General features: G+C 72.4%; 19 protein-coding genes. 10 read left to right on the plus strand and 9 right to left on the minus strand.

What is annotated here, in order from left to right:
• Positions 1-3 precede the first annotated feature (3 nt).
• Positions 4-1,089: a tryptophan dimethylallyltransferase family protein gene (locus tag IEY98_RS28800; protein WP_189213822.1), complete on the minus strand. Its 1,086-nt coding sequence runs from the start codon at positions 1,087-1,089 to the stop codon at positions 4-6.
• 464 nt (positions 1,090-1,553) lie between these two features.
• Between IEY98_RS28800 and IEY98_RS28805 the strand changes: the two genes are divergently transcribed.
• From IEY98_RS28805 to IEY98_RS28815, 3 genes are read left to right on the plus strand one after another with little or no spacing between them, the layout of a single operon-like run.
• The gene (locus IEY98_RS28805; protein WP_189213823.1) at positions 1,554-2,903 is read left to right on the plus strand and encodes a hemolysin family protein; all 1,350 of its coding nucleotides are present in this window, start codon (positions 1,554-1,556) and stop codon (positions 2,901-2,903) included.
• Positions 2,900-3,943, plus strand: a complete 1,044-nt coding sequence (locus IEY98_RS28810) for a hemolysin family protein (RefSeq protein WP_189213824.1) — start codon at positions 2,900-2,902, stop codon at positions 3,941-3,943. Before IEY98_RS28805 ends, IEY98_RS28810 begins: the two co-directional genes overlap by 4 nt.
• A 46-nt stretch (positions 3,944-3,989) precedes the next feature.
• Positions 3,990-4,625, plus strand: coding sequence for a DUF998 domain-containing protein (locus IEY98_RS28815; RefSeq protein ID WP_229787660.1), 636 nt, complete (start codon positions 3,990-3,992; stop codon positions 4,623-4,625).
• On the opposite strand, the gene IEY98_RS28820 is transcribed toward IEY98_RS28815, so the two are convergent.
• Positions 4,597-5,319, minus strand: coding sequence for an LmeA family phospholipid-binding protein (locus tag IEY98_RS28820; RefSeq protein WP_189213825.1), 723 nt, complete (start codon positions 5,317-5,319; stop codon positions 4,597-4,599). The two genes, IEY98_RS28815 and IEY98_RS28820, sit on opposite strands and share 29 nt — an antisense overlap.
• Before the next feature lie 180 nt (positions 5,320-5,499).
• On the opposite strand from IEY98_RS28820, the gene IEY98_RS28825 reads away from it, so the two are divergent.
• The 3 genes from IEY98_RS28825 to IEY98_RS28835 are packed head-to-tail and all read left to right on the plus strand — an operon-like array spanning position 5,500 to position 8,691.
• Positions 5,500-6,672, plus strand: a complete 1,173-nt coding sequence (locus tag IEY98_RS28825) for a PP2C family protein-serine/threonine phosphatase (protein WP_189213826.1) — start codon at positions 5,500-5,502, stop codon at positions 6,670-6,672.
• Positions 6,665-8,254, plus strand: a complete 1,590-nt coding sequence (locus IEY98_RS28830; RefSeq protein ID WP_189213827.1) for a sensor histidine kinase — start codon at positions 6,665-6,667, stop codon at positions 8,252-8,254. The genes IEY98_RS28825 and IEY98_RS28830 overlap by 8 nt, the downstream gene beginning before the upstream one ends.
• Entirely contained in the window at positions 8,251-8,691 is a 441-nt protein-coding gene (locus IEY98_RS28835; RefSeq protein ID WP_189213828.1) for a response regulator, read from the plus strand. Before IEY98_RS28830 ends, IEY98_RS28835 begins: the two co-directional genes overlap by 4 nt.
• Here the strand turns inward: IEY98_RS28835 and IEY98_RS28840 are convergent, their stop codons facing one another.
• The 3 genes from IEY98_RS28840 to IEY98_RS28850 all read right to left on the minus strand — a co-directional run bounded on the left by IEY98_RS28840 (position 8,692) and on the right by IEY98_RS28850 (position 11,079).
• On the minus strand, positions 8,692-10,074 hold the full coding sequence (locus IEY98_RS28840) for an SDR family NAD(P)-dependent oxidoreductase (protein ID WP_189213829.1): 1,383 nt from the start codon (positions 10,072-10,074) through the stop codon (positions 8,692-8,694). It lies immediately after the preceding gene.
• Positions 10,075-10,136: 62 nt separating this feature from the next.
• A complete protein-coding gene (locus IEY98_RS28845; protein ID WP_189213830.1) occupies positions 10,137-10,544 on the minus strand; it encodes a four-helix bundle copper-binding protein in 408 nt (135 codons plus the stop codon).
• Positions 10,545-10,650: 106 nt separating this feature from the next.
• Positions 10,651-11,079: a DUF6319 family protein gene (locus tag IEY98_RS28850; protein ID WP_189213965.1), complete on the minus strand. Its 429-nt coding sequence runs from the start codon at positions 11,077-11,079 to the stop codon at positions 10,651-10,653.
• Between the two features lie 226 nt (positions 11,080-11,305).
• On the opposite strand from IEY98_RS28850, the gene hrpA reads away from it, so the two are divergent.
• The gene (hrpA, locus tag IEY98_RS28855) at positions 11,306-15,196 is read left to right on the plus strand and encodes an ATP-dependent RNA helicase HrpA (protein ID WP_189213831.1); all 3,891 of its coding nucleotides are present in this window, start codon (positions 11,306-11,308) and stop codon (positions 15,194-15,196) included.
• A 120-nt stretch (positions 15,197-15,316) separates the two neighbouring features.
• Complete coding sequence (locus IEY98_RS28860) at positions 15,317-15,793, plus strand: lipase family protein (protein ID WP_229787662.1); 477 nt, start codon at positions 15,317-15,319, stop codon at positions 15,791-15,793.
• Here the strand turns inward: IEY98_RS28860 and IEY98_RS28865 are convergent, their stop codons facing one another.
• Positions 15,794-16,705 (minus strand): anti-sigma factor RsbA family regulatory protein, encoded by a 912-nt coding sequence (locus IEY98_RS28865; protein WP_189213832.1) that lies wholly within the window; start codon positions 16,703-16,705, stop codon positions 15,794-15,796.
• A 127-nt stretch (positions 16,706-16,832) separates the two neighbouring features.
• Between IEY98_RS28865 and IEY98_RS28870 the strand changes: the two genes are divergently transcribed.
• Positions 16,833-17,624: an ion transporter gene (locus tag IEY98_RS28870; RefSeq protein ID WP_189213833.1), complete on the plus strand. Its 792-nt coding sequence runs from the start codon at positions 16,833-16,835 to the stop codon at positions 17,622-17,624.
• 611 nt (positions 17,625-18,235) lie between these two features.
• Here the strand turns inward: IEY98_RS28870 and IEY98_RS28875 are convergent.
• Together IEY98_RS28875 and IEY98_RS28880 are read right to left on the minus strand one after the other, a co-directional pair.
• On the minus strand, positions 18,236-18,484 hold the full coding sequence (locus tag IEY98_RS28875; protein WP_189213834.1) for a ketohydroxyglutarate aldolase: 249 nt from the start codon (positions 18,482-18,484) through the stop codon (positions 18,236-18,238).
• Positions 18,481-19,659, minus strand: a complete 1,179-nt coding sequence (locus IEY98_RS28880) for a S8 family peptidase (protein ID WP_189213835.1) — start codon at positions 19,657-19,659, stop codon at positions 18,481-18,483. Before IEY98_RS28880 ends, IEY98_RS28875 begins: the two co-directional genes overlap by 4 nt.
• A gap of 148 nt (positions 19,660-19,807) precedes the next feature.
• Between IEY98_RS28880 and mshC the strand changes: the two genes are divergently transcribed.
• Complete coding sequence (gene mshC, locus IEY98_RS28885; protein WP_189213836.1) at positions 19,808-21,046, plus strand: cysteine--1-D-myo-inosityl 2-amino-2-deoxy-alpha-D-glucopyranoside ligase; 1,239 nt, start codon at positions 19,808-19,810, stop codon at positions 21,044-21,046.
• Between the two features lie 672 nt (positions 21,047-21,718).
• Here mshC and IEY98_RS28890 read toward each other — a convergent pair.
• Positions 21,719-22,624: a PAC2 family protein gene (locus IEY98_RS28890; RefSeq protein ID WP_258907471.1), complete on the minus strand. Its 906-nt coding sequence runs from the start codon at positions 22,622-22,624 to the stop codon at positions 21,719-21,721.
• Between the last annotated feature and the right edge of the window lie 97 nt (positions 22,625-22,721).

Genomic DNA, 22,721 nt, shown 5'->3' on the forward strand with positions numbered 1-22,721 from the left:
TCCTCATGCGGCCCCCACACTACGGCCACGGGTGATCATGGCGTACGACTCGGCGGAGAGGTACACCGTCATCCCCGGCCGCGGCGGGCCGGTGCGCAGCGACAGGTGCGCGATCAGGCCGGGGCCGTCGCGCAGGTCGCGCCCGAGCACGGCCGACACGGCAGCGTCGACCGCGCGGGCGGGCACGCCGTAGCGGGTCGACAGGTCGCGCGTGCGGTTCAGCGCCTCCAGGTCGTCGGTGACGTAGTCGCGGACCGGGACGTACAGCGAGTACCCGCTGGGCTCGGCGCCGTCGCCGCTGAGGAAGGTGTAGGAGGACACCAGCGGCCTGCCGGTGTACGGACCGTCCGAACCGGCCGCGGCCAGGCAGAACCGGGCCACCTCGGCCGGGTCGCCGCCGCGGCTCACCGCGGCGGCGCGCTGGGCGTCGGCGCGGGTCGCGCCCGCCTGGCTGACGTACACCTTGGCCCGCGCGTCCGGCCGGTCGTCGAGGTCGAGCGCGAAGAACGAGTAGTGGTCCACTGAGGACAGATCGCGCAGCCCGCCGCGCAGCACCCGCTCCGCCCCGGTGAAGCCGAGCCGGTCCAGCGCCTCGCCGACCAGCTCCGGCGCGCGCTGGCGGCCGTGCGCGAGCGGGTTCAGGTACACCTTGAGCATCGGCCGCACGCCGGGCCGCGCGACCAGCGAGAACCACAGCGAGAACGGCTCGGCGGGGGTGTCGGCCAGGAACGGCTCGGCCACGCGGGAGAAGCGGTCCAGACACAGTGGAAGCCGGCTGGCGAGCCGGTCCAGCGCGGCGAGCGCGGCCCGCTGGTTCGCCGCGGGGGACGGGTCGTCGGCGACGCACTCGACCAGCAGGCGCAGGGTGGGCGAGCCGTCGGGGGCGAAGGCGACCGAGTACTCGATGGGGGAGTGGTCGTCGGCCACATCGGACGACCAGCGGGGAGCGGTCAGCGGCCAGCGCGCCGCGGCGCCGAGCAGGTCGTCGAGCAGGCCGCGGACCCGGTGCGTCGTGGCGCCCAATCCGATCGCGGAGCCGAGCGCCCGCAATTGCGCGTTGACGTGATCGCCGAGTGTTTCCGCGCTCATCCCGACTCCGAAGATTGTGAACACAACAGCCCGCCGACCGGGCAAACCTACGGGTGAACGCTGACCGTCCTCTACCGCCAAAATGGTGATCTACGCCTCGTCGCCACTCACCGAGCGTGAGAGATTTCGGCGAAACACCCGCCGGTTGTGATCCCACCGTCCTGTGTGATAAGAGCTCACTTTCGCTACGGAGCGTGGCTAATCGCAATTACCGCGATATGTTCGCCAATTCCTCGAATACCGTTGTGGCGAAGGTCCTGATCAGTGCGGATCGGACGGTTTGGACATCCACACCGGAGTGGACGGCCCATGGGATGATCACCGCGCGTGGTCGCGTGATCGCGCGCACGTCCTGCGGGCCAGGGCTCTGCCGCGCCCGATTCGTCGTGTTAGCTTGGATCCATGAGTTCGGAAGGCTGCAGTACCGCGCCGGGTCGCACCCGGCACCCCGCGGCGGTCCCGCCGTGTTGATCCTGCTCGGCCTCGCCACCATCGTCCTGCTCACCGCCGCGACGGGCTACTTCGTCGCGCAGGAGTTCGCCTACGTCGCCGTCGACCGCAACCGGCTGCGCGGCGCGGCCCAGGCGGGCGACAAGGTCGCCGAACGCGCCTACCGCGTCACCGAGCGCCTGTCGTTCATGCTCTCCGGCGCCCAGTTCGGCATCACCGTGACCGCCCTGCTCGTCGGCTACGTCTCCGAACCGCTCCTCGGCCGCGGCGTGGCCGAGGCGTTCGGCGCGACCGGGCTGCCCGGCGGCGTGACCACCGCGCTGTCGGTGGTCATCGCGCTGCTGTTCTCCACCGGCGTGCAGATGGTCCTGGGCGAGCTGGCGCCGAAGAACCTGGCCATCGCCAAGGCCGAGGCGCTGGCCCGGGCCCTGGCCCGCTCGACGCTGATCTACCTGGCCGTGTTCGGCCCGCTGATCCGCCTCTTCGACGCCGCGTCCAACCGGCTGCTGCGCGCCGTGGGCATCGAGCCCATCGAGGAGCTGCCGTCCGGGGCGACGGCGGAGGACCTGCGCGGCATCATCGACGAGTCGCGCAGCGGCGGCGCCCTCGACGAGGGCACCTCCCGGCTGCTGGAGGGCGGGCTGGACTTCCGCGTCCTGGTCGCCGGTCAGGTCATGACCCCGAGGGTCGACGTCCACACGCTGCGCGCGAACGAGCCCGCCGCGCGCGTGGTCGAGCTGCTCGACACCGGCCGCTCGCGGTTCCCGGTCGTCGGCGCGGACGTCGACGACGTCGTCGGCGTGGTCGGCCTCGCCGAGCTGCTGACCGTGCCGCCCGCCGACCGGGCCGCCGTGACGGTCGGCGAGATCGCGGCCGCGCCGCTGTACCTGCCCGACAGCCTGCCGCTGCCCGAGGTGCTGGAGCGGCTGCGCGCCGAGCACCGCCAGCTCGCCGTCGTCGACGAGTTCGGCGGCTTCGCGGGCGTGGTGAGCTTCGAGGACGTCGCCGAGGAGGTCGTCGGCGAGATCCTCGACGAGGACGACGCGGTCGAGGCCGCCGCCGTGGCCAACCCCGACGGCTCGTGGTCGCTGCCCGCCCGCTGGCGGGTCGACGAGATCGCCGAGGCCACCAGCATCGAGCTGCCCTCCGGCCCGGACTACGACACCGTCGGCGGCCTCGTGCTGGAGCGGCTGGGCCGCACTGCCCGGCCCGGCGACCGCGTCGAGGTGCCCGCGGCCCTGCCGGAGACCGACCCCGACGAACCGGCCCCGCGCCGGGTGGCCGTGATCGAGGTGGTCGACGTGCGCAGGCACGTGCCCGCCCAGGTCATGATCACGGTCCGCGACTCGGAGGTGCCCGCATGAGCCTCGGCTGGGCGCTGACCGTCTCGGTGCTGCTGCTGGCGGCCAACGCGTTCTTCGTCGCCGCCGAGTTCGCCCTGGTGGCGAGCAAGCGGCACCGGCTGGAGGAGATGGCAGCGGGCGGCAGCCGGGCGGCCAGGGCCGCCGTCGACGGCGCGCGGCACCTGTCGCTGATGCTGGCGGGCGCGCAGCTGGGCATCACCCTGGCCACCCTCGGCCTGGGCGCGCTGGCCAAGCCCGCCGTCGCCGAACTGCTCGCGCCGCTGTTCGACCTCGTCGGCCTGTCGTCGGGCTGGGCGGACGCGGTGGCGATCGTGCTGGCCGTGGCCCTGGTGGTGTTCCTGCACATGGTGATCGGCGAGATGGCGCCGAAGTCGTGGGCGATCTCGCACCCGGAGCGCTCCGCGCTGCTGCTGGCGCTGCCGTTCCGGGCGTTCACCACCATCACCAAGCCGCTGCTGCGCTGGCTCAACGGCATGGCCAACGCGCTGCTGCGGATGGTCAACGTGCAGCCGCAGGACACCGTCGCGCAGGCGCACGGGCCCGACGACCTGCGGATGCTGCTGCGCGAGTCGTACGAGCACGGCCTGCTGCCCGACCAGCAGGCGCGCATGCTCGCGGGCGTGCTCGACGTGCGGCGCATCCGCGTCGCCGACGTGATGGCCCCGCGCGCGGACCTCGTCACCGTCCCGGTGCACGCCGACACGGCCGCGATCGAGGCGGCCAGCCGCGACAGCGGCCGCTCCCGCCTCGTCGTGCTCGACCCGGGCCGGCCCGACGCCGACCCGCTCGGCATCGTCCACGTCCGCGAGGCCGTGCGCGCCGAGGCTGCCGGACGCCGCGCCACCGCCCGCGAGCTGATGACCGAGGCGCTGGTCCTGCCCGCCGAGCGCACCGCGGCCGAGGCCGTCGCGGAGATGCGCGCCCGGCGCGCGCAGCTGTGCCTGGTGCGCGGCGGCTCCGGCGCCGTGGTCGGCCTCGCGGCGATGGAGGACCTGCTGGAGGAGATCCTCGGCGAGTTCGAGGACGAGACCGACCGGTAGCGCGTTCACAGCGGTTTTTCAGGGTGGTTGCCTACCCTTGCCGATCGTGGACCGCAGGCTTCCCTTGCTCGGACTGACCTCGTTGCTCGCGGGCGTGATGGTGTTCCTCGCCCTGCACGTGCTCCCGCCGACCAGCGGGATCAGCCCGGTGCGCCGCACGCTCAGCGAGTACGCGCTCGGCGAGAGCAAGTGGGCCTTCGACCTGGCCGTCGTGCTGATCGCCCTCGGGTCGGCGCTGGTGTTCGCCGAGCTGCTGCGCCGCGGCCACGGCCGCTTCGCGGTCGTGATGGGCGCGGTGTGGACGGCCAGCCTGGTCGTGGTGGTCGTCTTCACCAAGACCGACTGGTCGGTGGGCCCGAGCCTGGGCGGCACCATCCACCGCTACGCCAGCGTGGCCGCCTTCCTGTCGCTGCCGGTGGCCGTGATGGCGGCGGCGGGCGCGGTCTTCCCGGCCGCCGCGGGCTGGCGGCTGCTCACCCGCGCGCTCAGCGCGGTCTCGCTGGCCTGGTTCGGCACGATCGTCGTCGGCGTGGTCAACATGGCCATGGGCGGGGTGAGCTGGTGGCGGTTCGTCCCGCTCGGCCTCGTGGAGCGGATGATCGCCGGGTTCGCGGTGGCGGGACTCGCGGTGCTCGTCCTCGGGCTGCTGCGGGCTAACCGGCAGGCCGCGCTCCCACGGTGAACGTCGTGGCCGCGGCGGTCAGCAGGCCGAGCAGCTCGGTCAGCGGGGTGCCGGAGAGCCGGTCGCGCCAGTCCACCGCGGTCCCCTCGACGTCGAGTCCCGTCTCGGTCACGGTGACGCCGGTGATCCGCACGTTCGGCGGCAGGTCGGGCAGCGCGACCGGGATCGCGGGGCGGGTCACCGGGACCCGCAGCCTGCCCGCCCGGACCGCCACCGGCCGCACCAGTAGCGCGCCGTGGGCCACCTCCGGCTCCACCTGGAGCGCGCCCGGCCAAGGGCTCTTCCGCACCCACAACCGGCCGTCGACCACCTCCAGCGCCAGGGGAGGCTTCGCGATCGCCTCGGCGGACACCGACACCCGCAGCCCGACCGACCCGATCACGACGCGCGTCGACAGCGGACCGCCGAAGCGCACATCGCGCCCGCACACCGTCAGCGCGTCGACCGGCAGGCCCGGCCACGCCACGTCCCGGGCGGCGAACCGCACCTCGTTGATCCGGCCCTGCGCCAACCCGACCGTGTCGGTGGACACAGCAAGGTCCACGACGGTCATCGGCACGTCCCGGACGGTCACCACGCGCCCGCGCATGCGGTCGGCCGCCACGCGCACGGCGCTCTCCAGCACCCCGGCCGGGGTCGCTGAGCGGCCGACGGACAGCAGCGCGTCGATCCCGGGGAGCCAGTCGCCGAACACCGGCCCAGTCTTGCCGACGCCCGCCTGGTGGGCCGGACGGGCGGGGGTTGTGCGTCAAGTGCGCGAACCACCACGCTGAGCGGGTACGACCGCGCGTCCCGCGATGGCGGGCGGGCTGCGGGAGACTACGATCGCAACGCCTTGTCAGCGCCAGTGTGAGTGCACCGTGGAGTCGGGTGGATGGATGTGTCCGTGGCCGCGCGCGACCTTGTCAGCGTTCTGCTGGTCGAGGACGACCCTGGCGACACCCTCCTGGTGAAGGAACTGCTGGCCGACGGCGACGCCCAGGTCCGGCTCACCACCGTGCGCACGGTCGCCGAGGCGCGCCGCAACCTGGCGGGCCAGGACTGCGTGCTGCTCGACCTCGACCTGCCCGACGCCACCGGCCTTGAGGCGCTGCGCCTGCTCGACGACCCCGACGGCGTGGCCGTCGTGGTGCTCACCGGCCGCTCCGACGCCCAGCTCGGCGTCGCCGCCGTGGCCGCGGGCGCGCAGGACTACCTGCTCAAGGGCGAGGTCGACCCCGACCTGCTGGCCCGGGTCATCCGGTATGCCGTCGGCCGCGTCAAGGCCGAGGAGATGCAGCGGCAGCTGCGCGAGGAGCGGCTGCTGGCGATGGAGAAGGCCCGCCTGGAGCGCGGCCTGCTGCCCTCGCCGCTGCTGGACGACCCCCGGCTGCGCGCCGACTTCCGCTACCAGCCCGGCCGCCAGCGCGCCCTGCTCGGCGGCGACTTCTACGACCTCGTCCAGGCCGACGACGGCACGGTCCACGCCATGGTGGGCGACGTCTGCGGCCACGGCCCCGACGAGGCCGCGCTCGGCGTCTACCTGCGGGTCGCCTGGCGCACGATGATGCTGGCGGGCAGGCCGGTGGACGAGGTCTTCGACGCGATGCAGCGCGTCCTGGTCCACGAGAGACACCTCGACGGGCTGTTCGCCACCCTGTGCACGCTGTCGGTCTCCGCCGACCGCGAGACCGCCGACCTGCGGATCGCGGGCCACCCCGCGCCCGTCCTGCTCACCCCGGACGGCGCCGCGCTGCTCAGCGCGCCCATCGGCATCCCGCTCGGCGTGCTCGACGAGGCCAGCTGGGAGGCGCAGACGGTGAAGCTCGGCCCGCAGTGGTCGGTCCTGCTGTTCACCGACGGGCTCATCGAGGGCCGCATCGGCTCCGGCGCCGAGCGGCTGGGGCCCGAGCGGCTGGCCGAGATGGCGGGCCAGTTCGCCGCCGCGGGCGGGGACTGGCGCGCGTCGCTGCTGGACGACCTCGTGCGCACCGTCTGCGCCCTCAACCAGGGCGACCTGGTCGACGACGTCGCGGCGCTCATGCTGACCAGGGTCGCGGATGCCTGAGCGCCGCCGCCCCCGCTGGCCGCTGCGTCAGTGGATCACCGTCACCATCGGCGCGGCCATCGCCATCTGCGTCACGTCCATCGTGATCGGCGCGCTGGCCATCGCCTCGCTGTCGGACAACCAGCACCAGCTGGTGGACCGCATCGACCCGGCCGTGCAGGAGGCGCTGCGCCTGGACAACGCCCTGCTCGACCAGGAGAGCGGCGTCCGCGGCTACGTGCTCACCGCCGACCCGGTCTTCCTCGACCCGTACCACGAGGGGATCGGCAGGCAGGAGGACGCGGTCACCTCGCTGCGCGAGCTGGTCCGAGGGCACGCCGAGCTGATCGCCGAGCTCGAACGGGTCGCCTGGCACATCTCGCTGTGGCGCAAGGAGTACGCCACCCCGGTCATCGACCTGGTGCAGGCCGACGTCGAGGAGCCGCAGAAACCCCTGCCCGAGCGCACCGAGGCCGCCAAGCAGCGCTTCGACGCCGTGCGCGGCGCGTCCAACCGGCTGCAGGCCGGGCTGGAGCGGGTGCGGGCGGAGAGCCGGGAGGCGCTGGACCGCGCCACGAACCGGGTCGTCGTGGTGTCGGTCGCCGTGGCCGTCGTCCTCCTGCTGATCTTCGTGCTGCTCACCCTGGTGCTGCGCGGCGCGGTCGTCGGCCCGCTGACGAGCCTGGCCGGACAGGTCCGGCGGGTCTCCGACGGGGACTTCCAGCACGCGCCCAAGGTCACCGGCCCGCAGGAGATCGTCACCCTCGCCGACGGCGTGGACTCCATGCGCAGGCGCATCCTCGACGAGCTGGCCGCCCAGCGGGAGATCAACGCCGAGCTCGACCTGCGCACCGAGGACCTGGCCCGCTCCAACAGCGAGCTGGAGCAGTTCGCCTACGTGGCATCGCACGACCTGCAGGAGCCGCTGCGCAAGGTCGCCAGCTTCTGCCAGCTGCTCGAACGCCGCTACAAGGGCCAGCTCGACGAGCGCGCCGACCAGTACATCGGCTTCGCCGTCGACGGGGCCAAGCGCATGCAGGTGCTGATCAACGACCTGCTCGCGTTCAGCCGGGTCGGCAGGCACGTCAACGACCACGTGCTGCTGTCCGCCGCGGACATCGTCGAGCAGGCGAAGGTCAACCTCGCCCACGCGCTGGAGGACGCGGGCGCCGAGGTGGAGGTCGGCGACCTGCCCGTGGTGCGCGGCGAGGCGGCGCTGCTGACCGCGGTGTTCCAGAACCTCATCGGCAACGCGGTGAAGTTCCGCGGCGAGGAGCTGCCCCGCATCCGCGTCGAGGCGGTCCGCGACGGGGACTTCTACGAGTTCTCGGTCAGCGACAACGGCATCGGCATCGAACCCGAGTACGCCGAGCGGGTGTTCGTGATCTTCCAGCGCCTGCACGGCAAGGAGGAGTACCCGGGCACCGGCATCGGGCTGGCCATGTGCCGCAAGATCATCGAGTATCACGGCGGCCGGATCTGGCTGGACCAGGAGTACGCTTCCGGGACGCGGTTCCGCTTCACCCTCCCGGTGCCAGATACGCTGGACGCCGAGGACGCCGAGGCGCCCCCCACACCGGATCGGAGCGAGGAAACCCAGTGAGCGAAGCGGACTTGAAGGCCATTGACGTCCTCCTCGTGGAGGACGACGAGGGCGACGTCCTGATGACGCGCGAGGCGTTCGAGCACTACAAGATCCGCAACTCGCTCCACGTCGTCCGCGACGGCGAGCAGGCCGTGCAGTTCCTGCGCCGGGAGGGCTCCTACGCCGACGCCCCGCGCCCCGACCTCGTCCTGCTCGACCTGAACCTGCCCCGCTTCGACGGCCGCCAGGTGCTCGCCGAGATCAAGTCCGACGCCGCGCTGCGCTCCATCCCGGTCGTCGTCCTCACCACCTCCGAGGCGGAGGAGGACATCGTGCGCAGCTACGAGCTGCACGCCAACGCGTACGTGACCAAGCCGGTGGACTTCGACCGGTTCATCGAGGTCATCCGCAAGATCGACGAATTCTTCGTGACCGTCGTCAAGCTGCCGGGCTGATCACCACGCGGCGGGCTGGTAGTCCTTGAGGAACACGCCGTAGAGGTCCTCTCCCGCCTCGCCCCGCACGATCGGGTCGTACACCCGCGCCGCGCCGTCCACCAGGTCGAGCGGCGCGTGGAACCCCGCGTCGGCCAGGCGCTCCTTGGTCGGCTGCGGGCGCTCGTCGGTGATCCAGCCGGTGTCCACCGACGTCATCAGGATGCCGTCGCGGTAGAGGTCGTCGGCGCTGGTGCGGGTGAGCATGTTGAGCGCGGCCTTGGCCATGTTGGTGTGCGGGTGCCCCGCACCCTTGTAGCCGCGGGCGAACACGCCCTCCATGGCCGAGACGTTGACGACGTACTTGCGCCGCGCCGTGGAGCGCTTCATGGCCGGGCGCAGCCTGCTGACCAGGATGAACGGCGCGGTCTGGTTGCAGAGCTGCACCTCGAGCAGCTCCACCGGGTCCACCTCGTGCACCCGGTGGGTCCAGCTGTTCACCGGATCGGGGTCGGGCACCAGGCCGCCCGCGTCGATGCCGTCCTCGGTGCCCGCGGTCAGCGCCTTGGCGGTCACCTCGGCGGGCGCGACCATCCCGGTGATCGCCACCGGGTGCGCCCGGTCCGCGCGGCCGAGCGCGACGATCTCCGGCAGCGGCCCGGACGGCAGCGGCGCGCTCTCCGCGGCGATCAGCGGCGCGTAGGCCGCGGGGGAGCGGCGCACGGTCTGGGCCGCGTTGTTGATCAGGATGTCCAGCGGCTCGTCGGCCATCAGGTCGGCCAGGGCGACCACCTGGCCGGGATCGCGCAGGTCGATGCCCACGACGCGCAGCCGGTGCAGCCACTCCGCGCTGTCCGGCTCGGCGGCGAAGCGGCGCACCGCGTCGGTGGGGAAGCGCGTGGTGATGGTCGTCCGCGCGCCGTCGCGCAGCAGACGCAGGGCGATATACATGCCGATCTTGGCGCGGCCGCCGGTGAGCAGCGCCGTGCGCCCGGTGAGATCGGTCCCGGCGTCCCGCTTGGCCCGGTTGACGGTCGCGCAGGCGGGGCAGAGCTGGTGGTAGAACGCATCGACCACGGTGTAGCGCTGCTTGCAGACGTAGCACGCGCCCGCCTTGATGAGCGTGCCCGCGACGGCGCCGGGGGCGTTCGACACCAGCGGGATGCCGCGCGTCTCGTCGTCGATGCGCTTGGGCGACCCGGTGGCGGTCGCGGCGATCACGGCCTGGTCGGCGGCTAACACCGCGGCCCGCTTGGCGGCCTTGCGCTGCTTGCGCACGGCCTTGTAGATGCCTGCGGTCGCCCTGCGCACGGCGACCGCGTGCGGGTGGTCGTCGGGCAGGGCCTCGACCTCGGCGAGGACCTGGAGGCAGGTCTGGAGGCGGTCCGCGTCGATGCCTGTCATGCCGTCCCTGCCGTGCTAGCCCGTCTGTTCGGCCCTCACTCTAGAAGCGGGCGGGCAGGGGGTTAACCGAGGGCCGCGAGCAGCTCCCGGCAGGCTCGCTCGCAGGCGCGGCAGGCGTCCGCGCAGGTCCGGCAGTGCTCGTGCATGTCGGCGTGGGACGCGCACTCGTCGCCGCAGCTCTTGCACGCGGTGGCGCAGGCTTCGAGGACGGCGCGGGTGAGATGGGCGTCATAGCCGGTGTGCCGCGACAGGACGCGGCCGGTGGTCTCGCAGATGTCGGCGCAGTCGAGGTTCGTGCGCACGCACTTGACCAGCTCCGCCACCATGTCCTCGCTCAGACAGGCGTCGGCGCACGCGGTGCAGGCCTGGGCGCAGGTGAAGCAGGCCTCGACGCAGGCGGCGAGCTTGGCGGTGTCGACTCCGCCGAGGTCCTTCGGGTAGGTCCTGAGCATGTCCGCGGCGACGCTCATGCGTCCGCTCCTCTCCTCTGGGGTGAGGACGCGGTACCCGGCGGGCGCGCCCAGGAAACGCGCCCTGCCGCGCCCAGGCCACCGGCGCGGCAGGACGCCCAGGCGGTCAGCCCTCCTGGAGCTCGGCCAGCGCGGCCTTCACCTTGTTCAGCTCCTCCTCCAGCTCCGCCATCCGCGCGCGGTGCTGCTCCCGAGCGGTCTCCAGGACCGACTCGATGGCGGTGGAGATGTCGGTGTGCAGCTCAGCCGCCGCCCGCGACACGGCGGCCGCCGGGACGGAGAGCCCCTGCAGGACCCGCTTGCCCGCCTGGGTCAGCTCGGCCTGCCACTCGCCGTCGGCGGTCCCGGTCACGGTCAGCGTCAACTCGACGGTGCGGGTCTTCTTGGCGGTGCTGACCGCCTTGGCCGCCCGCGGCTTCTTGGCGGCCTTGGGCTCGGCGGCCTCCTTGGGCTCGGCGGCCACGGTCTCCTTCGACTCGGCGGCCTGCGGCTCAGCGACCGGGTCGGGCGTCGCCGATGGCTCGGACCCGCTCATCTCGGGCGCACGCTCCACCGGCACGGTCTCGGTATCGGTCGACACCATCCACTCCCTCTCAGGACTCCTGCTGGACCGGTGTGAATTAGAACATCCGTTCGTCTGCGCGAGATCGTCGGGTTCGGTCCGCGCCCGCGGTGGCGAGGATCTCCACCGCGGGTCGGTCCCCCGGCCGGTCGGAAACCGGATGAGCGGCCGCCGGGCCATTGCCTAGGCTTGACGCGAGATGAGCACCGACCTCGACGCTTCCCCCGCCGACCTGCGCGATCGCCTGGCCGGGTTGATGGCGCACGACCGTGACCGGCTCGGCCGTCGGCTCGACGGTGTCCGCAAGCTGCGGGACAAGCACAAGCGGCGGGCGGTGCTGGGCCGCATCGAGGCCGACGTGGTCGCGGCGGAGGCGCGGGTCGCGGCGCGGCGGGCGGCGGTGCCGGTGCCGCGGTATCCCGAGGAGCTGCCGGTCAGCGCCAAGCGGGACGACATCATGGCGGCCATCCGCGATCACCAGGTCGTGATCGTCGCGGGGGAGACCGGGTCGGGCAAGACGACGCAGATCCCCAAGATGTGCCTGGAGCTCGGCCGGGGCGTGACCGGCCACATCGGGCACACCCAGCCGCGCCGCATCGCCGCGCGGACCGTCGCCGAGCGGGTGGCCGAGGAGTTGGGGACCGAGCTCGGCGAGGTCGTCGGCTGGAAGGTGCGCTTCACCGACCAGGTCGGGCCGAACACGCTGGTCAAACTGATGACCGACGGCATCCTGCTCGCCGAGATCCAGAACGACCGGCTGCTGCGCCAGTACGACACGATCATCATCGACGAGGCGCACGAGCGGAGTCTGAACATCGACTTCCTGCTCGGCTACCTGGCCAGGCTGCTGCCCGACCGGCCCGACCTCAAGATCATCATCACCTCCGCGACGATCGACCCCGAGCGGTTCTCACGGCACTTCGGGAACGCGCCCATCGTGGAGGTGTCCGGCCGCACCTACCCCGTCGAGGTGCGGTACCGGCCGCTGGTCGACCCGGAGGACCCCGACGCCGACCCCGACCGCGACCAGGTGCAGGGCATCCTCGACGCCGTCGACGAGCTGCGCGCCGAGGGACCGGGCGACATCCTGGTGTTCCTCTCCGGCGAGCGGGAGATCCGCGACACCGCCGACGCCCTCGCCGCCCGCAAGCTGCGCGACACCGAGATCCTGCCGCTGTACGCGCGGCTGTCCGCCGCCGAGCAGCACCGGGTGTTCCAGCCGCACCGCAACCGGCGGATCGTGCTGGCCACCAACGTCGCCGAGACCTCGCTGACCGTCCCGGGCATCAAGTACGTCATCGATCCGGGAACGGCCCGCGTCTCCCGCTACAGCAACCGGCTCAAGGTGCAGCGGCTGCCGATCGAGCCGATCTCGCAGGCGTCTGCCAACCAGCGCAAGGGCCGCTGCGGCCGCACCGCCGACGGCATCTGCATCCGCCTCTACACCGAGGACGACTTCCTCGCCCGGCCCGAGTTCACCGACCCGGAGATCCTGCGCACCAACCTCGCGTCGGTCATCCTGCAGATGACCGCGGCCGACCTCGGCGAGATGGCGGACTTCCCGTTCATCGAGCCGCCCGACCGCCGCCACATCGCCGACGGCGTCAACCTGCTGCACGAACTGGGCGCGCTCACCGCCGACGGCAAGGCGCTCACCCCCATCGGCCGCACCCTGGCCCAGCTCCCCGTCGACCCGCGGATGGGCCGCATGGTCGTCGAGGCGGGCAGGACGGGCGCGGTCGCCGAGGTCATGGTCATCGCCGCCGCGCTGTCCATCCAGGACCCGCGCGAGCGCCCGCAGGACCAGCAGCAGGCCGCCGCCGAGAAGCACGCCCGCTTCGCCGACCCCGACTCCGACTTCCTCGCCTTCCTCAACCTGTGGAACTACCTGCGCGAGCAGCAGAAGGAGCTGTCCGGCAACCGGTTCCGCAAGATGTGCAAGGCCGAGTTCCTGAACTACCTGCGCGTGCGCGAGTGGCAGGACATCCACTCGCAGCTGCGCCAGGTGGCCCGCCAGCTCGGCATCGACGTCAACGACACCCCGGCCGAGCCGCGCAATATCCACATCGCGCTGCTGTCGGGCCTGCTGTCGCACGTCGGCTTCCGCGACCCGCAGGGCCGTGAGTTCTTCGGCGCGCGCAACGCCAAGTTCGCAGTGTTCCCCGGCTCGGCCCTGGCGAAGAAGCCGCCGCGCTGGGTGATGGCCGCCGAACTGGTGGAGACCTCGCGGCTGTGGGGCCGCATCGCCGCGCGCATCGAGCCGGAGTGGATCGAGCCGCTGGCCGGGCACCTGGTCAAGCGCACCTACAGCGAGCCGCACTGGGAGGCGCGCCAGGGCTCGGTCGTGGCGATGGAGAAGGTCACCCTGTACGGGCTGCCGATCGTCGTCTCCCGCAAGGTCCAGTACGGCCGGATCGACCCGGAGCTGGCCCGCGACCTGTTCATCCGGCACGCCCTCGTCGAGGGCGACTGGCAGACCCGGCACAAGTTCTTCCACGCCAACCGCGAGCTGCTGCGCGAGGTCGAGGAGCTGGAGCACCGGGCGCGCAGGCGCGACATCCTGGTCGACGACGAGTCCCTGTTCGCCTTCTACGACCAGCGCGTCCCCGCCGACGTCGTCTCCGCGCGCCATTTCGACGCGTGGTGGAAGAAGACCCGCCACGAGCAGCCCGACCTGCTGACCTACCCGAAGGACCTGCTGGTCAACGAGTCCGCGCGGGACATCACCCCGGAGTCGTTCCCGGACACCATGACCCAGCGCGGGCTCACCCTCCCGCTCACCTACCGCTTCGAGCCCGGCCGCGCCGACGACGGCGTGACCGCGCGGGTGCCCATCGCCGTGCTCAACCAGCTCACCGGGGACGGGTTCTCGCTCACCGTGCCGGGGCTGCGCACCGAGGCGGTCACCGCGCTCATCCGCTCGCTGCCCAAGCAGCTGCGCCGGATGTTCGTGCCCGCCCCGGACTTCGCCAAGGCCGTCGCGGCCCGGCTCGCCGACGACGAGCCGTCGCTGCCCGACGCGGTCGGCCGGGAGCTGAAAGCCCTGACGGGCGTGGCGATCCCGCGCGACGCGTGGAACCTCGACGCCGTCCCCGACCACCTGCGCACGACCTTCGAGGTCGTCGACGACGGCAGGACCCTGGCGACGGGCAAGGACCTGGAGAAGCTGAAGCAGCAGCTCAAGGACAAGCTGCGGCAGTCGCTGACCGCCGCGACCGACCTCGCCCGCTCGGGGCTGACCGAGTGGACGATCGGCTCGCTGCCGAAGGTCGCGCGGACCGCGCAGAACGGCATGTCCGTCACCGCCTACCCGGCCCTGGTGGACGAGGGCGGCTCGGTGGCGGTGCGGATGTTCGACACCGAGCCCGAGCAGCGGCAGGCGATGTGGCTCGGCACCCGGCGGCTGGTCCTGCTGGGCGTGGCGTCCCCGGTCAAACAGGTGGTGCGCGCGCTGTCGAACCAGGCGAAGCTGACGCTCTCGCACAACCCGCACGGCAGCGTCAACGCCCTGCTCGCCGACTGCGTCGACTGCGCGGCCGACCACCTGATCACCGCAGCGGGCGGCCCGGCGTGGACCGAGGCGGCCTTCGCCCGGCTGCGCGAGTCCGTCCGCAGGGAACTGGTGCCGACGACCCTGACCACGCTCGAACGCGTCCGCGCCGTCGTGGCCGCGTGGCAGTCGGTCACCGAGCGCATAGCCCGCACCCGGGGCCCGATCTTCACCGAGCCGCTGGCCGACATCCGCGAACAGGTGGCGGGCCTGGTGTTCCCCGGCTTCGTCACGGCCACCGGCTTCGACCGCCTCGCCGACGTCGAGCGCTACCTGCACGGCATCGAGCGCCGCCTGGACAAGCTGCCCGAGCGCCCGGACCGGGACCGGACGTGGATGCACATCGTCCAGGACCTGGAGGACGCCTACCACGAGGTCCTCAACCGACTCCCGACCTGGGCCCAGGACACCCCCCGCGCGCGGGCGGTGCGGTGGATGATCGAGGAGCTGCGGATCAGCTACTTCGCCCAGACCCTCGGCACCGCCGGTTCAGTCTCCGACAAACGAATCCGCACCGCGATCGCCGAACTGGCGCCCTGATCGTCGGCTGGGCGTCGCACCTCCGGGTGGTTGTCCTCCCGCCTGCCATGCGCGTGCGCCGGCCGCGGTCTAGGACGCCCGCTGGAGGACACCCAGGCGTTCACCGCGGCCTGCGACCGCATGATCGTCACCGCGTTCCGCGGCACCGAACCGAGGAAGATCAAGGACTGGCTCTCCGACGCATCGACCCCGCCGTGGCCGGGGCCGGGCGGCACGGGGTTCATCCACTACGGCTTCGGCGCGGCGCTCCAGTCGATCTACCCGCCCGTGCGCGAGGCGATCACCGAGTTCCGCGACAACGACCAGACGATCTGGTTCACCGGCCACAGCCTCGGCGGCGCGCTGGCCGCGCGCACCGGTTCGTCAACAACAACGACATCGTCCCCCAGGTGCCGCCCGCACCGGCGTTCCAGCACACCGATGCGGTGCACTACATCGATAGCGACGGCAGGATCCGCGACTCCCTGTCGGTGTTCGGCGGGTTGGCCGACCGGGCCGAGGGGCTCACGGCGGACGCGTTCGCCCCGGCGGGCGACGGCCGTCCGGGACCACCTGATGAACCGCTACCTGGAAGCCCTGAGGAACAACGCGGGCTGATCAGAGCAGCATGTAGAGCCGCACGACCGTGCCGCGCTTGGGGCAGGAGCGGATGCGCACCAGGTCGCAGAGCTGGTTGGCCAGCCACACACCGCGGCCGCCGCGCACCGAGGGCAGGGGGGCGACCCGGCCGATCAGGGCGGAGTCGAGGTGGCCGCTGTCGCTGACCTCGCACACGATCGCGTCGGGCTCCGTCCACACGCGCAGGGTGCCGCGCTCGCCGCCGTGGCAGATGCTGTTGGTGACGATCTCGTTCACGGCCAGCGTGAGGTCCAGGGCGCGGTCGCGGTCGAGGCCCGCCGCGCTCGCCCTGATCGTCACCAGGTCGCGCAGTTCGGGGAGGTCGTCGAGGCAGAAGTGGGCGACGTCGGCGACGGTGTCGGGGTTGTCGTCCATGGCGGCGCTGAAGGTGACCGTCGCCAGGTCCGGGTCGTAGGACCGGCTCGGCCGCTCGGCGCCCGCCTCGATCACCGACCGGTGGCAGGTCTCCAGCCACGGCGGGCCGTCCACCGGGTACGGGCACATCAGCCGGAAGCCCGCGGAGTCGGCGAAGGCGATGTCCAGCAGGGCCTCGTGCAGCATGACCTCCGAGGTCGCCGCCGGGCTGCGCGTCGGCCACCACGACTGGCCCAGGCCGCGGACGCGCCCGCCGTCCGCGGCGTCGGCGATCTCGCGCAGCACGGGGACGATCCGGGCGGGGTTGGCGCCGACGGCGGCCATGTCGATGATCCGCACGGCCGTGCCGTCCTCGCCCAGGGCCTCGCGCAGCGGGTCGGCGGTGGCGGGCGGGACGATGGCGAACACGGTCTCCCCGTCGGCCAACCCCGCGCGCAGGTACGACACCGACTCGGTGACGAGCTCCGCGGTGTCGCTGTACACGAGGGCGTGGTGCGCGAAACCTCGTGTGGTCATGGGGCTGCCTCCGGGCGACCGGGTTCTCGGGGCCCCGGTCGGCCGACGCCAGGGTACCCAAACCGGCCGGTGGCTGCGAGGCATCCGGTGTGGCCGGGGGCGGCGCGCCGTGCGATCGTTTCCCACCATGGTCGTCTCCCTGACGGGCTCGCCGAAGAAGCTCCGGGTCAGCCTCGACGACTGGCTGATGATGGCGCTCGCCGTGGTGTCGGTCGGGCTGCTGGCCTACCGGGCGTTCTTCGACCCGCCGCCGCACGTGGCCGAGACGATCGTGCGGATCGACTGGGGCTTCTGCGCGGTCTTCCTGATCGAGTTCCTGTGGCGCTGGCGGGCGGCCCGGTTCCAGGCCCGGTTCCTGCGGGTCAACTGGTACGACGTCGTGGGCATGGTCCCCGTCGCCCACCTGGCGTTCCGCTCGTTCCGACTGCTGCGCGCGGTGCGGATCGCCGTCGTCCTGACCCGCCTGAGCAGGCCGGTCAACCGCTCGGTGGGGGAGGAGCTGGCCTACCGAGCCCTCGGCCGCTTCGGCGGCGCGCTGATCGACCCCGTCGTCGACCTGATCAAGAAGCCGCTGACGGTGGCGGTCCTGGACGAGGTCGTCTCGGTGCTGCGCACCGGCCACTACGCCCGCAACGTCGCCGCGGCGCTGGAGGAGAACCGCACCGAGATCCGCGCGATGGTCCTGGAGAAGATCAAGCAGGACCGGCAGGCGGGCAGGCTCTCGATCCTCCCCTTCCACGACGAGATAGTCGGCACCGTCACCGACACAGTCCTCCGAGTCGTCCTGGAGATGCTGGCCGACCCCCGCACCGACGAACTGATCAGCGACTTGCTGAGAGAGAACATCGACCAGATCCGCCGATCCGTCCGCGCTGGCGACCACCGCGACCTACCCGACCCAAGCCCGCCGGGCCTGTAGCCCCTGATCGGGGGGATGTCGGGGGAGGTAGCGCCCGCTCGGGGGCCTCACTGACCCGGGTCGGGCCGCCCGGGTTGGACCCTGAACGCGTGCACGGCTCGGGCAGGTGGGACAGCGAGACCCGCCCGAGCCAGCGTCGCTGCCGGGCTTGGGGGGCGGGGTCGATCCTGCGTTCGCCCACCGGGCATCGCTGCCCGGCTGGGGCAGGTGGGACGGGGCGACCTGCCCGTGCCTGCGTCGCTGTCGGGCTCGGGGACGGTGACGGGTTCGATCCCGCGCTTGCCCACCGGGCATCGCTGCCCGGCTGGGGCAGGTGGGACGGGGTGACCCGCCTGTGCCTGCGTCGCTGTCGGGCTCGGGGCAGTGACGGGTTCGGTCCGGTGTCCGCCCACGGGGTGTCGCTGCTCGGCTGAGGTAGGTGGCACATCGTGGCCCCGCCTGTGCCAGCCTTGCTGCCCGGCTTGGGGGTTGGTGATGGCAGTTCGGTCCCGCGCCCACCTACCCGGCTGGGGCGGCGGAACGTCGTGACGCGCCCTCCGGTGTCCGCCTGGTGGCGGCGTTGCTGGGCTTGGGTGGGTGGAGCGTCGTGGCCTCCGCGCTCCACCTCCCGTCTACTGGACGTCGCTGCCGGGTTCGGGTAGTTGGAACGTCGTGATCGGTTCGATCGCCTCCACGCCATCGACCTCGGCGAGGGCGGACACCGCGTCCACCGCGACCGCGCCGCTGATGACCCCGACCGAGTCGAGCACCTCGTCGACGCGCAGACCGGCGGCCTCCAGCCCGGCCACCACCTCGGGCAGCCGGGCCAGGCCGGAGTCCGCCAGCACGACGAGCACCCGCTCGACGGGGTCCTCGCTCACGGGGCCTGCACCAGGCCGGAGCCCACGTCGGTCGAGGGCAGGGGCAGCCGCTGGGCCGTCTGGGTCAGGCGGGCCCACAGCTCCAGCCCGCGCGCGCCGGTCGCCTGGGCGATCAGCGCGGCGACGCCTGCCGCGTGCGGGGTGGCCATGCTCGTGCCGCTGATGCGATTGTGCCGCAACGGCACCGGCCACGACGAGTGCACGTCGACACCCGGCCCGACGAGGTCGACCGCGCCGATCTTGTCGACCGTGCCGCAGGAGAAGCGCGCGATCTTCGACTGCGCGTCGATCGCGCCGACCGCCATGATCGACGGGCAGTTCGCGGGGTGTCCGACGGGTGCCACGACGCCATTCTGCCGCTCGGACTCGTTTCCCGCCGCCGCGATGATGAGCGTGCCCTGGGCCAGCGCCCGCGCCGCCACCCGCTCGTACGTGCGCGAGTACGGGTCGCCGGGCCGGGTGCGCGCGCCCAGCGACATCGACACGACCGGGCAGTTGTTGCTGATCGCCCACGCGATGCCGGACAGGATGCCGCCGTCGGAGCCGGACCCGGCGTTGCTCAGCACCTTCCCGGCGAAGATCTCCGCCTCGTAGGCCACGCCGTAGCCGGGGCCCTCCGACGGCTCGCGCGGCCCGCACGCCGTGCCGATGCAGTGCGTGCCATGGCCGTGCCCGTCCTGGACCTCCTCGCCCGGGACGAACGAGCTCGACTCGATTTCGCGCTCGGCGAATTCGGGGTGGGCGAGGTCGAAGCCGGTGTCCAGCACCGCGACCCGGATGCCCTTGCCGGTCGCCGTGCTCAGCTGCGCGCCGACGGCCTGCAGGCCCCAGGTGAACACCGACTCGTCGCTGACCGTCGGCTCCTCCGCGGGCGCGGGAGCGGCGATCGCGTACACCATGCGCTCCTGCTCCAGCAGCGCGATCGGGCCGGGCTCGACCACCGCGCGGGCGAGCGCCATGGCCTGTTCCTCGTCGGCGTTGACCACCGCGACGCCGAGCTGGTGCAGCACCACCCCCTGGCTGGCGTCGAAGCTCATCATGTCCACGCCCGCATCGGCCGTGCTCGCCGCGCGGATGCCCGCGACCTGGTTCAGCGCCTTGGTGCCCGCCGCGACCGCGTCGTCCTGCAGCAGCACCAGATAGCGCCCCGTCGTGCCGTTGTCCGCCGTCGTCATGGTCTCCCCGCCTCCCGTTGATGGCTCCCGCATCTAGTGTCTGACGGCGGCCAGACAATGTAACGGGCATCACACGTTCGGCCCTGTGCGAATTCCGTCATCCGGCCAACTCGCACCTGATCGGACGAACGCCGTTTACTGTCGATGTATGCAGACTTGGCTCTCCCAGCCGGTGCCCCGGGTGCCGGGGCCGCCGCGCCCCCTCCGACTGCACGACACCGCGACCGGCGAGATCCGGCCGACCGCGCCGGGCCCCACCGCGACCATGTACGTCTGCGGGATCACCCCGTACGACGCCACCCACCTCGGGCACGCCGCCACCTACCTGGCGTTCGACCTGGTGCACCGCGTCTGGCTGGACAACGGCCACGACGTCCGGTACGTGCAGAACGTCACCGACATCGATGACCCGCTGCTGGAGCGCGCCGCGCGCGACCAGGACGACTGGGTGGTGCTGGCGATGCGGGAGACGGCGCTGTTCCGCGAGGACATGACGGCGCTGCGGGTGCTGCCGCCCGCGTCGTTCGTCGGGGCCGTCGAGTCGATTCCGGAGATCGTGGAGGCCGTCGCCAAGCTGCTCGCGGGCGGGAGCGCCTACCGGGTCGACGACCCGGAGTTCCCGGACGTCTACTTCGACCACACCGCGGGCGGGCGCTTCGGCTACGAGTCCAACTACGACGAGCCGACGATGGCCCGCTACTTCGCCGAACGCGGCGGCGACCCGGACCGGCCGGGCAAGCGCCACCCGCTCGACGCCCTGCTGTGGCGCGCGGCCAGGCCGGACGAGCCGAGCTGGGACTCCGAGCTCGGGCCGGGCAGGCCGGGCTGGCACATCGAGTGCAGCGTCATCGCCCTGAACCGGCTCGGCATGGGCATCGACCTGCAGGGCGGCGGCTCGGACCTGATCTTCCCCCACCACGAGTACAGCGCGGCGCACGCGGAGTGCCTGACCGGCGAGCACCCGTTCGCCCGGCACTACACCCACGCGGCGATGATCGGGCTGGACGGGGAGAAGATGTCGAAGTCCCGCGGCAACCTGGTCTTCGTCTCCCGCCTCCGCGCCGACGGCGTCGACCCGATGGCGGTGCGCCTGGCGTTGCTATCGGGCCACTACCGGACTGACCGGGCGTGGACCGATGAGCTGCTGGCCGAGGGCGAGGCCCGCCTGACCCGCTGGCGCGAGGCCGTGTCCCGCCCCTCCGGCCCCGACGGCGCGGCGTTGGTGGCCCGCCTCCGCGACCACCTGTCCGACGACCTGGACACCCCCGCCGCCATAGCCGCGATCGACGCCTGGTCCGCCCAAACCCTCCAGGGCGTAGGCCAAGACCAGACCGCCCCCACCCTCGTCCGCACCGCCGTGGACGCCCTGATGGGCATCGCCCTGTAGCCGAGCCGCTCGGATTCCGGATGGTCAGATCATATGATCTGACCATCCGGATGATGAGCTCATATGATGTCATCATCCGAATGTTGGCTCACCTGGATGACGACATCATCTGGATGGCGAGAACATCTAAAAGGTCGACCCCTGCCTGCCGGGGCGGGCCCAGCGGCCCTGCGTGGCGATCGTGCACGGCGGCCCTGGGTGGCGATCGTGCGGGGCGATCTTGCGCGGCGGCCCTGCGCGGTGATCGTGCGGGGCGGCCCTGGGTGGCGATCGTGCGGGGCGACCCTGCTCGCCGACGCTGCGGGGCCGGTCGTCCCGGTCCCTCGGGTTCGGTCGGCCGGGGCGCGGTATCCGCCAGCGGCCCGGCCGCGCTCCTCGCCTCTCAGCGCCACGCCCGTAGCGCCCCGCCCCGTCGTGGCGGTTGCGCCTGCAGCGCTTCGTGCCGTCTCGGTGGTCGCACGTGCGTCGCTCCGCCTTGCCAGGGGCGTTCAGATGATGACATCATCCGGATGATGTCATCATCTGAACGCGCGCGAGGGGGTCCGCGAGCTGTTCGGATGGTCGCGTCATCCGGATGATGTGGTCATCCGGGCGAGCGCGGTCCGCGCGGCGCGTGGGCGGCCTAGGTGCGGGCGGGCCCGCTAGTGCCGGGTGGGCTGGGCCACGGGCCCGTTAGATGCCCGTAGGGCCTGGGCCGCTGTGGCCTCGGCCTGGGCCTCGCCTGCGGAGGTAGCGCTCGAACTCCGCGGCGATCGTCTCGCCGCTCGTTTCGCCGAGGGTGTCCTCTGCGTCCCCGCGCTCTTCCAGGGCTCGGACGTAGTTGCGGACGTCCTCGTCCTCCTCCGCCATCTCGCTCACCGTGCGCTGCCATTCCTCGGCCTGTTCGGGGAGGGAGCCGAGGGGGACCTCCACGTCCAGGACCTCCTCCACGCGGTGCAGGAGGGCGAGGGTGGCCTTGGGCGACGGCGGCTGCGACACGTAGTGCGGGACCGCCGCCCAGATCGAGATGGCGGGCACCCCCGCGCGCACGCACGCGTCCTGGAAGACGCCGACGATGCCGGTCGGGCCCTCGTACCGCGAGCGCTCCAGGCCGAACTGGGCCGCCGACTCCGCGTCGTACGCGGTGCCGGTGACCGGGACCGGGCGGCTGTGGGGCGTGTCGGCCAGCAGGGCGCCGAGGGTGACGACGGTGGTGACGCCGAGGTCCTCGACATGACCCAGCAGCTCGCCGCAGAACTTGCGCCAGCGCATGTTGGGTTCGATGCCGTGGACCAGCACCACGTCGCGGCGGGAGCCGGGCGGGCGGCACACGGACAGCCGGGTCGTCGGCCACTCCACCCGCCGGGTGACGCCCTCGATCAGGCGCACGGTGGGCCTGCTCACCTGGAAGTCGTAGTAGTCGTCCGGGTCGAGTTCGAGCAGCGGCGTGGCGTCCCAGGTGAGCTGCAGGTGCTCGATGGCGGTGGTGGCGGCGTCCCCGGCGTCGTTCCAACCCTCGAAGGCCGCGACGAGGACGGGCTCGTCGAGCACGGACCGGGCGGTCGGGGTGTCGGTCGGGGGCGGTTCCGCATTCGTCACCGCGCAAGACTACGACCCAACGGCCGCCGAGGGAGATCGTAGGCCGCGTGTCCGGGTAGCGTTGCGGCGGAGAATCCCCCGTTGACCTGTTGGAGGA

Origin of the sequence: Actinokineospora fastidiosa, from assembly GCF_014648415.1 — a bacterium.
In the GTDB taxonomy this organism is placed as follows: Bacteria; Actinomycetota; Actinomycetes; order Mycobacteriales; family Pseudonocardiaceae; genus Actinokineospora; species Actinokineospora fastidiosa.